The 13,793-nt window shown below is 45.0% G+C and carries 13 protein-coding genes; 9 read left to right on the top strand and 4 right to left on the bottom strand.

Going from position 1 to position 13,793, the window contains the following annotated elements:
- The first annotated feature begins 146 nt into the window (after window positions 1-146).
- The 6 genes from RAC86_RS25770 (at window position 147) to RAC86_RS25745 (ending at window position 6,014) form a co-directional block, all read left to right on the top strand.
- Entirely contained in the window at window positions 147-1,358 is a 1,212-nt protein-coding gene (locus tag RAC86_RS25770) for an argininosuccinate synthase (RefSeq protein ID WP_014114766.1), read from the top strand.
- The gene (gene argH, locus RAC86_RS25765; protein ID WP_014114765.1) at window positions 1,355-2,740 is read left to right on the top strand and encodes an argininosuccinate lyase; all 1,386 of its coding nucleotides are present in this window, start codon (window positions 1,355-1,357) and stop codon (window positions 2,738-2,740) included. The genes RAC86_RS25770 and argH overlap by 4 nt, the downstream gene beginning before the upstream one ends.
- Before the next feature lie 64 nt (window positions 2,741-2,804).
- Window positions 2,805-2,936, top strand: coding sequence for a hypothetical protein (locus RAC86_RS25760; protein ID WP_003223517.1), 132 nt, complete (start codon window positions 2,805-2,807; stop codon window positions 2,934-2,936).
- A 126-nt stretch (window positions 2,937-3,062) separates the two neighbouring features.
- Complete coding sequence (locus RAC86_RS25755; RefSeq protein ID WP_061186759.1) at window positions 3,063-3,830, top strand: SDR family oxidoreductase; 768 nt, start codon at window positions 3,063-3,065, stop codon at window positions 3,828-3,830.
- A 61-nt stretch (window positions 3,831-3,891) separates the two neighbouring features.
- Window positions 3,892-4,575 carry a metal-dependent hydrolase gene (locus RAC86_RS25750; protein WP_014114762.1) on the top strand — a complete coding sequence of 228 codons (684 nt, stop codon included), beginning with the start codon at window positions 3,892-3,894 and terminating at the stop codon, window positions 4,573-4,575.
- Between the two features lie 119 nt (window positions 4,576-4,694).
- Complete coding sequence (locus RAC86_RS25745) at window positions 4,695-6,014, top strand: CBS domain-containing protein (RefSeq protein ID WP_014114761.1); 1,320 nt, start codon at window positions 4,695-4,697, stop codon at window positions 6,012-6,014.
- A gap of 19 nt (window positions 6,015-6,033) precedes the next feature.
- Here RAC86_RS25745 and RAC86_RS25740 read toward each other — a convergent pair whose 3' ends face one another.
- Window positions 6,034-6,336, bottom strand: coding sequence for a YtpI family protein (locus RAC86_RS25740; protein WP_003223529.1), 303 nt, complete (start codon window positions 6,334-6,336; stop codon window positions 6,034-6,036).
- A 130-nt stretch (window positions 6,337-6,466) separates the two neighbouring features.
- Between RAC86_RS25740 and nrnA the strand changes: the two genes are divergently transcribed.
- A complete protein-coding gene (nrnA, locus tag RAC86_RS25735; protein ID WP_061186757.1) occupies window positions 6,467-7,408 on the top strand; it encodes a bifunctional oligoribonuclease/PAP phosphatase NrnA in 942 nt (313 codons plus the stop codon).
- Window positions 7,409-7,425: 17 nt separating this feature from the next.
- Here nrnA and RAC86_RS25730 read toward each other — a convergent pair whose 3' ends face one another.
- The 3 genes from RAC86_RS25730 to ytrH all read right to left on the bottom strand — a co-directional run bounded on the left by RAC86_RS25730 (window position 7,426) and on the right by ytrH (window position 8,555).
- On the bottom strand, window positions 7,426-7,617 hold the full coding sequence (locus RAC86_RS25730; RefSeq protein ID WP_003223533.1) for a YtzJ family protein: 192 nt from the start codon (window positions 7,615-7,617) through the stop codon (window positions 7,426-7,428).
- Between the two features lie 96 nt (window positions 7,618-7,713).
- The gene (ytrI, locus tag RAC86_RS25725; protein WP_003223535.1) at window positions 7,714-8,217 is read right to left on the bottom strand and encodes a sporulation membrane protein YtrI; all 504 of its coding nucleotides are present in this window, start codon (window positions 8,215-8,217) and stop codon (window positions 7,714-7,716) included.
- A complete protein-coding gene (gene ytrH / locus RAC86_RS25720) occupies window positions 8,214-8,555 on the bottom strand; it encodes a sporulation membrane protein YtrH (protein WP_003223537.1) in 342 nt (113 codons plus the stop codon). Before ytrH ends, ytrI begins: the two co-directional genes overlap by 4 nt.
- Before the next feature lie 139 nt (window positions 8,556-8,694).
- Here ytrH and dnaE point away from each other — a divergent pair, with 139 nt between their 5' ends.
- Complete coding sequence (gene dnaE / locus RAC86_RS25715) at window positions 8,695-12,042, top strand: DNA polymerase III subunit alpha (RefSeq protein WP_072566678.1); 3,348 nt, start codon at window positions 8,695-8,697, stop codon at window positions 12,040-12,042.
- A gap of 136 nt (window positions 12,043-12,178) precedes the next feature.
- A complete protein-coding gene (ystJ, locus tag RAC86_RS25710; protein WP_003223541.1) occupies window positions 12,179-13,411 on the top strand; it encodes an NADP-dependent malic enzyme in 1,233 nt (410 codons plus the stop codon).
- Window positions 13,412-13,793 lie beyond the last annotated feature (382 nt).

Raw genomic sequence — 13,793 nt, 5'->3', positions numbered from 1 at the left:
ACCTTAAAAGTAGGGGAAGTTTTTTTTATAAAAGGCTTGAAAAAACGAAACGTACTAGTTAAAGTGTATACATACAAAATGTATTTTTATTAAATATAATTTAATTTTATACAAAAAAGAAAAACGGTTGAGAGGGGATTATTATCATGTCAGAACAAAAAAAAGTCGTATTAGCATACTCAGGAGGTCTTGATACTTCCGTCGCAATAAAATGGCTTCAGGAGCAAGGATATAATGTAATCGCCTGCTGCCTGGACGTCGGTGAAGGCAAAGATTTGGCATTTGTTCAGCAGAAAGCGCTGGAAGTCGGCGCGACAAACTCCTACGTGATCGATGCAAAAGAAGAATTTGCACAGGACTATGCGCTTATCTCTCTGCAGGCCCACACGATGTATGAAGGAAAATATCCGCTCGTTTCGGCATTATCTCGGCCGCTGATTGCAAAAAAACTGGTTGAAATCGCGGAAAAAGAAGATGCACAGGCGATTGCACACGGATGCACAGGGAAAGGAAATGACCAGGTTCGTTTCGAAGTATCCATTAAATCATTAAACCCTGACCTCGAAGTGATCGCGCCGGTTCGGGAATGGCAGTGGTCACGTGAAGAAGAAATTGAATATGCGGCAAGCCGCGGCATTCCGATTCCGATCAATCTTGACAGCCCGTATTCTATCGACCAAAACCTCTGGGGACGCGCAAATGAGTGCGGCATTTTAGAAGATCCATGGGCGGCGCCGCCAGAAGGTGCATACGATTTAACAGCTCCGCTGGAAAAAACGCCGGACACGCCGGAAGTGATTGAAATTGCATTTGAACAAGGTGTGCCTGTATCCATTGATGGCGTATCCTACTCGCTTTCTGAACTGATTTTGAAGCTGAATGAAATGGCAGGCGCGCACGGTGTCGGACGTATCGACCACGTGGAAAACCGTCTTGTCGGCATTAAATCGCGGGAAGTATACGAATGCCCTGGTGCGATAACACTCATCAAAGCGCATAAAGAATTGGAAGATCTAACCTTGGTTAAAGAGGTAGCCCACTTTAAACCGATCGTCGAGCAAAAAATGTCAGAAATCATTTACAACGGCTTGTGGTTCTCGCCGTTAAAAGACGCGCTGCACGCTTTCTTAAAAGAAACGCAAAAGCATGTCACAGGCATTGTCCGCGTGAAGCTGTTTAAAGGCCATGCGATTGTAGAAGGTCGTAAATCAGAATACTCTCTATATGATGAAAAACTTGCAACATATACAAAAGACGATGCGTTTGATCACCATGCGGCAATCGGGTTTATCGAGCTTTGGGGACTTCCGACAAAAGTGAACAGCATCGTGAAAAAGAAGGAGCAGATTCAAGCATGAAGAAGCTTTGGGGAGGCCGATTTCAAAAAACACCGGAAAAATGGGTCGACGAGTTCGGCGCGTCTATATCATTTGACCAAAATTTAGTCACTGAAGACATTACAGGGTCTCTCGCACATGCTGCCATGCTGAAAAAATGCGGTATCCTGACAGCAGAGGAAGAGCTGAAAATCCGTGAGGGACTGAATACCCTTCTGCAAAAAGCAGAGGAGGGAGCATTGGAATTCTCAGTTGATTATGAAGATATTCATTTGAACATTGAGAAAATGCTTATTGACGAAATTGGCCCTCTCGGCGGCAAGCTTCATACCGGCAGAAGCCGGAATGACCAGGTGGCAACTGACATGCATTTATACTTGAAACATCATGTCGGCCACATCATCGAGCTGATTGAGGCATTCCAAAGCGCGCTGATCGAAAAGGCGGAAGCGAATGTCGAAACGATTCTGCCGGGCTACACTCATCTGCAGCGCGCCCAGCCGATTTCGTTCGCTCACCATTTGCTTGCGTATTTCTGGATGCTGGAGCGCGACAAGGAGCGTTTTCAGGATTCAATGAAGCGGATTAACAAATCTCCGCTAGGCTGCGGGGCACTTGCGGGAACAACCTTCCCAATCGACCGTGATTATTCAGCAGAACTGCTCGGTTTTGATTCCATTTATGAAAACAGCCTGGACGGCGTCAGCGACAGAGATTTCATTTTGGAGTTTTTAAGCAACAGCAGTATGCTGATGATGCACCTATCCCGTTTCTCTGAAGAAATCATTCTATGGTGCTCTCAGGAGTTTAAATTCATCGAGCTTGACGATACGTATGCAACGGGAAGCAGCATGATGCCGCAAAAGAAAAACCCTGATATGGCAGAGCTGATCCGGGGTAAAACAGGACGCGTTTATGGCGATATGATGGGACTGTTTACGATCATGAAAGGTCTTCCGCTCGCTTACAACAAAGATCTTCAGGAAGATAAAGAAGGCATGTTTGACACAGTGAAAACAGTTGAGGGCAGCCTGCAAATCTTCACAGGCATGATTCAAACAATGACTGTAAACAAAGAGGTCATGAAGCAAGCGACAAAACAAGACTTTTCAAATGCGACGGAACTGGCCGATTATTTAGCGAAAAAAGGAATGCCGTTCAGAGAAGCGCATGAAGTAGTCGGGAAACTTGTGTACACATGTATCGAAAAAGGGATCTATTTAAGCGATATGCCATTTGCCGAATTTCAGCAGGCGAGCACGCTCTTCGAAGAAGATATATACACTGTCTTAGACCCTTACCACGCAGTTGAAAAAAGAATGAGCGCCGGAGGCACCGGATTCAAACAGGTGGAGCACGCGCTTGAAAAAGCGAAAGCTTGCGTGGCGGCCGGAGTTTGTTAAAATTCCCTTCATAAAATCCCGTCATTATAGCCAACCTACCTCTATAATGATGGGAGGCAGAAGAATGAAAAAAGAACCGGAACGCTATATATATGATGAACAAGAAAGCCAGGAGACAACAAGGCTCATTTCAGAAGCATATCAAAGCGGTTATGTCGATATGCATGATCAGGAGCCTTCATCTTCTGCTGAATAAGCTGTCTGTACAGGCAGCTTTTTTTGTATGTCCAAGTGTAAAAAGTGATATTGAAGGCCTTTTATAGTAAAGTAGAAGAAGAAACACTTTATTGAAAGCGGCGACGTTGCTTTGGGAGGTATTCATGTGCGACATGCTTTAATTACTGCCGGTTCGAAGGGTTTAGGCCGCAAAGTGACTGAGACGTTGCTTGCAAAGGGGTATTCAGTAACAGTCAATTACAGGCAGGATGAGGAGGCTGTCAGCCGCCTGAAGGAAGCCTGTCCTGATTGTCTTGACCGGCTGCAATTTGTAAAAGGTGATGTCACCAAAAAAGAAGATCTGCTGCGTATTGCAGAGGCTGCCTTAAACCGCTTCGGAAGGATCGACTTTTTGATTAACAACGCGGGACCCTACATATTTGAACGTAAAAAGTTAGCCGATTATACTGATGATGAATGGTACGGCATGCTGGAAGGTAATTTAAGTGCCGTCTTTCATTTATTCAAAGCGGTTATTCCTATTATGAGAAAACAGCAATTCGGACGCATTATCACGTACGGATTCCAAGGTGCGGCGCACGCGCCCGGCTGGCTTCACCGGTCGGCATTTGGCGCTGCGAAAGTGGGTTTGGCTTCTTTAACGAAGACAATTGCCATTGAAGAAGCCGAATTCGGCATAACCGCCAACATGGTTTGCCCGGGTGACATTGTCGGCGACATGAAGGAAGCATCAATAGAGGAAGCCAGAAAGCGAATCGGCAAAGAAAAAACGCCGATAGGAAGATCCGGCACAGGCGAAGATATTGCCCGGATTATCGCTTTCTTGTGTGAGGAGAACTCAGACCTTGTGACAGGGACTGTCATTGAAGCCACTGGAGGCCTCAATGTCATTAATAAGAATCAAACAACATAAGTTTTTCAGCTTTATAAAAAGGGAAAATAAAAAAACAAAATAATGTGACGAGGTGAAAGAAATGAAAGTGACATATCACGGACATTCTGTAATCACAGTGGAAACGAAGGATCATCATATTATATTTGACCCGTTTTTGACAGGGAATTCGTTAACAGATATAAAGCCGGAGGATGTAAAAGCAGACGTCATCTTATTAACGCACGGCCACAATGACCATGTCGGTGACACTGAGCAAATTGCCAAGCAAAACAACGCGCTGGTTGTAGCTCCGAACGAGCTCGCCGTGTACCTAGGCTGGAAAGGCTTGAATGTTCATCCAATGCACATCGGCGGCTCCCGCCAGTTCGATTTTGGAAAAGTGAAGCTCACACAGGCCTTTCACGGATCAGCCATCACAGATGAAGAAAACAAAACGATCACTTACACAGGCATGCCAGCCGGTATTTTGCTGACAGTAGAAGATAAAACGATTTTCCACGCGGGCGATACGGCTCTTTTCTCTGATATGAAACTTATTGGCGAATTGAATCATATTGACATTGCCTTCCTGCCGATTGGCGATAACTTTACGATGGGGCCTGAAGACGCCAAGCTTGCCGCTGAATGGCTGCGCGCAAAACAGGTCGTGCCGGTGCATTACAATACATTCCCGGTCATCGAACAAGACCCTGAGGCCTTCGCTGACAGCCTGCCGGGCGGAGTCGGTAAAGTCATGGCGGTCGGTGAGACGATCGAGCTTTAAACGGGTGAAAACATCTCCTGATTTCTCAGGGGATGTTTTTTTATTTTCTCCGCTCATTGCGTATAAATCCTTCGAAACCTTATAATAAAAGCAGAAGACTGTCCTTAGAGGTGAAACGCTTGGCAACGAAGCATGAACAAATTTTAACGTATATTGATTCACTGCCTGTCGGTGAAAAAATTTCTGTGCGAAGAATTGCAAAGGAAATGAAAGTAAGCGAAGGGACCGCGTACAGAGCGATCAAGGAAGCAGAGAATAAAGGGTTTGTCAGCACGATTGAACGTGTGGGCACAATCAGGATTGAACAAAAGAAAAAAGAGAATATTGAAAAGCTTACATATGCAGAGGTCGTAAATGTTATAGACGGACAGGTGCTCGGAGGCCGGGCTGGACTCCATAAGACATTGAATAAATTCGTCATCGGCGCGATGGAGCTGGACGCGATGATGCGTTACACCGCAGCGGGCAATCTTTTGATTGTCGGAAACAGAATCAACGCACACAGACAGGCGCTCGAAGCGGGCGCGGCTGTATTGGTGACTGGGGGCTTTAACACGGATGACAGCATTGTGCAGCTGGCAGATGAGCTTGAGCTGCCGATTTTATCCACAAGCTATGACACCTTTACAGTCGCCGCAATGATCAACCGGGCGATTTATGACCAGCTGATCAAAAAAGAAATTGTCCTGGTGGAGGACATCTTAACGCCGGCTGACCGTACGGTATATCTTTCGCCTAAGGATAAACTTGAAAAATGGTATGAGAAAAACTTTGAAACGGGGCACGGCCGGTTCCCGGTTGTCGATGATCAGATGAAAATCCACGGCATCCTGACATCAAAAGATATTGCTGGCCATGACCGAAACGCACCTATCGAAAAGGTCATGACTAAAAATCCCGTTACAGTTATTGGGAAAACATCTGTCGCCTCAGCTGCGCAAATGATGGTATGGGAAGGGATCGAAGTGCTTCCCGTCACTGACGGCCACCAAAAACTGATCGGCATGATCAGCCGCCAAGACGTGTTAAAAGCGCTTCAAATGATTCAAAAGCAGCCGCAGGTTGGGGAGAAGCTTGATGATATCGTTTCAAGGGGATTTAAAGATGAGGGTGATGATAAAGAGGATCAAACGGTTTACGAGTATGAAGTCACGCCGCAGATGACAAACCAGCTCGGAACAATTTCTTATGGTGTGTTTACGACCATTTTGACGCAAGCGGCAAACCGGTTTTTGCGCTCGAAAAAACGCGGCGAGCTCGTAATCGAAAGCATCACCATTTTCTTTTTGAAGCCTGTGCAGATGGAGTCGGTCATCGAAGTCAAACCACGCATTTTGGAGGCTGGCCGAAAGTTCGGAAAAATGGAAGTTGAAGTGCACAGCCAAGGCCATATCGTGTCAAAAGCGATGCTGATGGTTCAGCTGATGGAAAGAAGCTAAGGGACGTTTCAGGCGCCCCTTACGCGTGATCTCTTTCAGCTTCTTTGGCGTGAAGGGGATAGTAATGCCTGTAGGCTTTATAACCTGCCCAAGCGCTTCCTGCTCCTATGACGATAAAGATACCGCCAATTACTAACGTTAATACAGAATGAAATAATATCATTTGGTTGAGCCCGTAGAACAGGACCAGTGACCCTAAGGCCATGCTTGATTTTGCTGAACAGATTTCTTTCTCCAAAGATTGCTTAGCCCGAACGCCTTTTACTTTATAGTACACATAAAAGCAGGCTGAAAGCCCAATCAAAAAAACAAGAACCAGCATAAATGAAATCCTCCATCGTAAAAGTTTACAAACCCATTCTATACAAAAACGGGCTTGGTTTTGACGTTATTTTTCTTTTCCGTCGGCAGAGAATGTGATTTAATAAATAAAAACAATAAAGGAGTATCAAATGAAAACAGAACTGATCAGAACCATATCATTATATGACACGATTATCTTACATAGACATGTGCGTCCTGATCCGGATGCCTACGGATCACAGTGCGGACTTACAGAAATCCTGCGTGAAACATATCCTGAAAAAAATATTTTTGCGGTCGGCACGCCTGAACCGTCCCTCTCTTTCTTATATTCCCTTGATGAGGTGGACAATGAAACATATGAAGGCGCACTTGTCATTGTCTGCGATACGGCAAATCAGGAAAGAATCGACGATCAGCGTTATCCTTCAGGCGCCAAACTGATGAAAATCGACCACCATCCGAACGAAGATCCATACGGTGACCTTCTCTGGGTCGATACAAGCGCCAGCTCAGTAAGTGAAATGATTTACGAGCTGTATTTAGAAGGAAAAGAGCACGGCTGGAAGCTGAATACGAAAGCGGCAGAGCTCATCTACGCCGGCATTGTCGGAGATACCGGGCGCTTCTTATTTCCGAATACAACGGAAAAAACATTAAAATATGCAGGCGAGCTCATTCAGTATCCATTCTCTTCCTCAGAGTTGTTTAATCAATTGTATGAAACAAAACTGAATGTGGTGAAGCTTAACGGCTATATCTTTCAAAATGTGTCATTGTCCGAAAACGGTGCCGCTTCTGTTTTTATCAAAAAAGATACGCTTGAAAAGTTCGGCACAACGGCTTCAGAAGCGTCGCAGCTTGTCGGGACGCTTGGGAATATCTCAGGTATTCGCGCTTGGGTGTTTTTCGTAGAAGAAGACGATCAAATCAGAGTCAGATTCCGTTCGAAGGGGCCTGTCATTAACGGACTTGCCCGGAAATATAACGGCGGAGGGCATCCGCTTGCTTCGGGCGCCTCTATTTACAGTTGGGATGAAGCTGATCGGATTTTAGCTGATCTGGAAACATTATGTAAAGAACACGAGTAGAGGGGAGACCCTCTCTCTTAGTGTTCATCTGTGACGGGGATGAACCAGCAGCCAAAATCAGTAAGGTCCTCATAGACTTGGAGATTGTGAGATTGAAGTTCTTTTTTGATGAGGGAAGCGAGTGAGTGTGTTTCGGCATATGCAGAAAAACCTTGTCTGAGCCGGGCTGCTTGATCTTTTGCTAACTGACGGTCACTGTAAACCTCCATTTCCCTTCCTCCTTCCTTTTGAAGCCTCACATATAGTTTATAAAAAAGAATGGGAAAAAGCGACAGAAGTTTGGAGAATTTAAAAAAAATCCATAATTATGTGGCGAATGATATTTCAAGTTCTACTGTCAATCTTGTATAAATCGTTAATTCCTTGACGGTTGCCTCGTATTTTTTTTCATTGATCATATACACTTTATTTTCGATTGTCCGTTTTAAAAGATCTTTTGTTTGATAGACGCTCTCTATGTCTTTTGTAATCACCTCTGAAATATCATCCTTTACATGCTCCTCGAATTTCGTTTTATCCGGCTGCGATATTTTATATTTATCCCCATTCAGCAATTTAACGCTGACGCTTTGAATCAGCAGTTTTCTTTTATTATCTTCATTCAGTTTATGGAGGTCTTCTTGATAGATCGAAATTTGATTGTTCAAGTCTTTTACATGCTCTTTTTGTTTTTCGATGAGGCTGACCTGTTCCTCTTGGAATGTTCCGTAAGTAAACAGGAAAAAAAACCAGCTGATTACGGCTCCGCACATCATTCCCGCGAAAAAGCGCTGCCACCCCGGTTTTTTGTAATGCTGGGGGACCCTCATGAAGAAAGATGCTCCTGAGTCAGCCATGAAATAATGAGCCAGCCGCTTTGCGCGCCGCCCATGGCCGAGATAATCAAAAGAAGCTGTTTAAAAATATCTCTCGTATTGCCTTCAAGAATGCCCCGTTCAAAGCTGTAAACCGCATCAAAGGTGCCTCCGATAGCTGCGACAAGCGCCCATATTTTTAACCGGTTTGCAAGCTTTGTAATCGCCGTAAGCGGGGCTTCGCCTGCCAAATATGCTCCGAGCCCTCCAATGAGTGCGCCCCCGATCAGCACCCCTAACGCAATGAAGTAACTATTAATAAAATTCACCATAAATCCTGCTTCCTGATCCATCTTTATCACCTCACCTTTTATATCATATTGAGCTTTCAGGACAAGTATGATGAGTAGTCGAAAAAGAACATTTGTTTCTTTTGGAAACCGGACTTATAATGAAGAAAGAAATGTATCGTAATGAGAAAGAGGTGATAGCATGTCTTTTGTTCACCTGCAAGTGCATAGCGGGTACAGCCTGCTAAACAGCGCCGCGGCTGTGGAAGAGCTCGTCAGTGAAGCTGACAGGCTCGGATATGCGTCTTTGGCGCTGACAGATGATCATGTCATGTACGGAGCTATTCAATTTTATAAAGCATGCAAGGCGAGAGGAATCAATCCGATAATCGGTTTGACGGCTTCAGTTTTTACAGATGATAACGAGCTTGAAGCCTACCCGCTCGTCCTGCTGGCCAAATCAAATACAGGCTATCAAAACCTGCTGAAAATCAGCAGCGTCCTGCAATCGAAATCAAAAGGCGGGCTAAAGCCGAAATGGCTTCACAGTTATCGAGAAGGTATTATCGCAATAACGCCCGGCGAAAAAGGATATATTGAAATGCTTCTTGAAGAAGGGCTGTTTGAACAGGCCGCTCAAGCCGCACTTGAATTTCAGTCTATATTCGGTAAGGGAGCCTTTTATTTCTCCTATCAGCCTTTTAAAGGGCATCAAACCTTGTCTGAGCAGATTCTGCGTCTGTCTGAAGAAACGGGTATCCCTGTAACGGCGACAGGCGATGTGCATTACATAAGGAAAGAAGATAAGGCTGCCTACCGCTGTCTGAAAGCGATTAAAGCAGGTGAAAAACTGACGGATGTACCCGCCGAAGATCTTGCTGATCTCGATTTGAAACCGCTCGAAGAAATGCAAAACATTTATCGAGAGCATCCCGAAGCACTGCAAGCTTCTGTTGAGATCGCGGAACAATGCCGGGTTGATGTCAGCCTCGGGCAGACCCGTCTCCCGTCTTTCCCGACTCCAAACGGAACGTCCGCTGATGATTATTTAACGGACATCTGTATGGCAGGACTCCGTAGCCGTTTTGGCACGCCTGATGAACGATATCTTCGCCGCCTTCAATATGAGCTTGGTGTCATCAAGCGGATGAAATTCAGCGATTACTTTCTGATCGTATGGGATTTTATGAAGCATGCCCATGAGAAAGGGATCGTCACGGGACCGGGAAGGGGTTCTGCGGCAGGCTCTCTAGTGGCTTATGTGCTGTATATCACAGATGTTGACCCGATTAAACATCACCTGCTGTTTGAACGATTTTTAAATCCCGAACGTATCAGTATGCCGGATATAGATATTGACTTCCCGGATACAAGAAGAGATGAAGTCATTCAATACGTTCAGCAGAAATACGGTGCGATGCATGTTGCCCAGATTATAACCTTTGGAACACTTGCGGCAAAAGCGGCGCTTCGGGACGTCGGCAGAGTATTCGGCGTAAGCCCGAAGGAAGCAGATCAGCTTGCAAAACTCATTCCAGCAAGGCCGGGCATGACGCTGGATGAGGCGAGAAAGCAGTCGCCGCAGCTGGATAAGCGGCTTCGGGAGTCAAGCCTGCTTCAGCAAGTCTATACGATTGCCCGAAAAATAGAAGGGCTGCCAAGGCATACATCAACACACGCAGCAGGCGTTGTCCTGAGTGAAGAGCCATTAACCGATGTTGTTCCGATTCAGGAAGGGCATGAAGGGATATATTTGACGCAATACGCGATGGATCATCTTGAAGACTTGGGCCTTTTAAAAATGGATTTCTTAGGTTTGCGCAACCTGACTCTGATCGAGTCCATCACTTCAATGATCGAAAAAGAAGAAAACATCAAAATAGATCTTTCAAGTATTTCCTACCGTGATGACAAAACGTTCTCCTTGCTGTCAAAAGGGGATACGACAGGGATTTTCCAGCTTGAATCTGCAGGGATGAGAAGCGTCTTGAAGAGGCTTAAACCTTCAGGCCTGGAGGATATTGTGGCGGTCAATGCGCTGTACCGGCCTGGTCCGATGGAAAATATTCCGCTATTTATTGACCGTAAACACGGTCGGGCGCCTGTTCACTATCCTCATGAAGATTTAAGGAGCATCTTGGACGATACATATGGCGTCATTGTGTATCAGGAACAAATTATGATGATTGCTTCCCGCATGGCAGGGTTTTCTTTAGGCGAAGCGGACATGCTGAGACGGGCGGTCAGCAAAAAGAAAAAAGAAATCCTGGACAGAGAGCGAAGCCATTTTGTTGAAGGGTGCTTAAAAAAGGAGTATTCTGTAGACACTGCAAATGAAGTCTACGATTTAATCGTCAAATTCGCAAACTATGGCTTTAACCGAAGCCATGCGGTGGCATACAGCATGATTGGCTGCCAGCTTGCGTATTTGAAAGCTCATTATCCGTTATATTTTATGTGCGGATTGCTGACAAGCGTCATTGGCAATGAGGATAAAATATCTCAATATCTTTACGAAGCAAAGGGGAGCGGGATTCGTATCCTTCCTCCGTCAGTGAACAAAAGCAGTTTTCCGTTTACAGTTGAAGACGGATCTGTCAGATACAGCCTCCGCGCGATAAAAAGTGTAGGCGTCTCAGCAGTAAAAGATATATATAAAGCAAGAAAAGAGAAACCATTTAAAGATCTTTTCGATTTCTGCTTTCGCGTGCCGTCAAAAAGCGTAAATCGCAAAATGCTTGAAGCACTTATCTTTTCTGGTGCGATGGACGAATTCGGCCAAAACCGGGCCACGCTGCTCGCATCCATTGATGTTGCTTTGGAACATGCTGAGCTATTCGCCGCGGACGATGACCAAATGGGATTGTTTTTAGATGAATCGTTTTCAATTAAGCCGAAGTATGTGGAGACGGAGGAGCTTCCGCTTGTGGATTTACTTGCGTTTGAAAAAGAGACGCTCGGCATTTATTTTTCAAATCATCCGCTCTCTGCCTACCGAAAACAGCTGGCTGCGCACGGGGCAGTGTCCATTCTGCAGGCCCAGCAGGCTGTCAAAAGGCAGCTTTCTCTCGGAGTTCTGCTGTCAAAGCTCAAGACGATTCGGACGAAAACAGGTCAAAATATGGCGTTTTTAACGCTCAGTGACGAAACCGGCGAAATGGAAGCCGTAGTCTTCCCTGAACAATTCAGACAGCTTTCTCCCGTTTTAAGAGAAGGCGCTCTTTTGTTCACAGCGGGGAAATGTGAAGTAAGGCAGGATAAGGTCCAGTTTATCATGTCCCGGGCAGAATTATTAGAAAATATGGATGCAGAAAAAGCGCCATCGGTTTATATAAAAATAGAAAGCAGTCAGCACAGTCAGGAGATCCTGGCAAAGATTAAGCGCATTTTGCTGGAGCATAAAGGGGAAACAGGCGTTTATCTCTATTATGAAAGGCAGAAACAGACGATTAAGCTTCCTGAGTCGTTTCATATCAATGCGGATCACCAGGTATTATATCGCTTAAAAGAGCTGTTGGGTCAAAAAAACGTCGTTTTAAAACAGTGGTAACGATTCACTTTTTGTTATACAATTGGAGCAATTATGTGACCCTGTTTAAATATTCAGATAGATCAACTCCGCAGAATGCAGCAATCAACGCAGCAATATACGAATCAAAAAATATCCATAAGGAGTGTTTAGGAGAATGTCATTAAGAGAAGAAGCATTACACCTGCATAAAGTCAATCAAGGGAAACTTGAGTCTAAATCAAAAGTAGAAGTCAGAAACGCGAAAGATTTAAGTCTAGCATATTCCCCGGGTGTTGCAGAACCGTGTAAGGATATTCATGAAGACATTAACAAAGTATATGATTATACAATGAAGGGGAACATGGTAGCAGTTGTAACTGACGGTACAGCTGTGCTTGGCCTTGGAAATATCGGCCCTGAAGCCGCGCTTCCTGTCATGGAAGGGAAAGCTGTTCTATTCAAAAGCTTTGCAGGCGTGGACGCGTTCCCGATTGCTTTAAACACAAACGATGTTGATAAAATCGTTGAAACTGTTAAATTGCTTGAACCGACATTTGGCGGCGTCAACCTTGAAGATATTGCAGCGCCAAACTGCTTTATCATTGAAGAACGCCTCAAAAAAGAAACAAACATCCCGGTTTTCCATGATGATCAGCACGGTACTGCCATTGTAACGGTAGCAGGTCTTGTAAACGCGCTGAAACTGTCTGGAAAATCCATGTCATCCATTAAAGTTGTCGCAAATGGCGCCGGTGCAGCTGGTATTGCGATTATCAAGCTTCTTCACCATTACGGCGTGCGTGACATCGTGATGTGCGATTCAAAAGGAGCGATTTATGAAGGGCGTCCGGAAGGCATGAACGATGTCAAAAATGAAGTGGCGAAATTCACAAACCAAGACCGCAAAGACGGTTCTCTGAAAGATGTCATCGTTGATGCGGACGTATTTATCGGCGTGTCTGTAGCAGGAGCGTTAACAAAAGAAATGGTTCAAAGCATGGCAAAAGATCCTATTATCTTTGCGATGGCAAATCCAAATCCGGAAATTATGCCGGAAGATGCGCGTGAAGCTGGCGCAAGCGTTATTGGAACGGGCCGTTCTGACTTCCCCAATCAAGTAAACAATGTTCTTGCATTCCCTGGTATTTTCCGCGGTGCGCTTGACGTTCGCGCCACTCACATTAACGAAGAAATGAAAATCGCAGCAGTTGAAGCCATTGCTTCACTGGTTTCAGAAGATGAGCTTAGCGCAGACTACGTCATCCCTGCACCGTTTGATAAACGTGTTGCGCCTGCTGTTGCGAAAGCTGTGGCAAAAGCGGCGATGGAAACAGGTGTTGCAAGAATCACAGTTGACCCTGAGGAAGTCGCAGAAAAAACGAGAAAACTTACGATTATTGGTGAATAATTTTAATTCATTCCAAAAATGGCAGCGTGTTGGCGGAGTCCGGCGCGCTGTTCTCAAGTTAAACTGGCGGCTGAAATTTTTTTAGGGGGTTGGCCTTAAAAAAATTTCAGCCGGGTTTAACATTATTTTTGAATGCGCTGCCAATCCTGTTATTTCAATGTCTTATCTGAATTCATCCGAACCTTTCCGAACACGTCATTGAATAAAAAGTTGTCGAATTGAGGATGACAGCGTTTGACAAAAAAAGTACAATAGTTTCGGTAAAGTTATTAGCAAGTCTATCTGATTGATGACATGCGGTGAAGAGAACCCTTCACAAAAGGGAGGTAATCATTTGTTAAAGGATATATTCACGAAAAAGAAAAAGTATGCTTCCGTACCG

Source organism: Bacillus sp. LR_5 (genome assembly GCF_042709275.1).
Note: the sequence above shows the minus strand (reverse complement) of the source record. Positions and strands in the feature narration are given on the sequence as shown.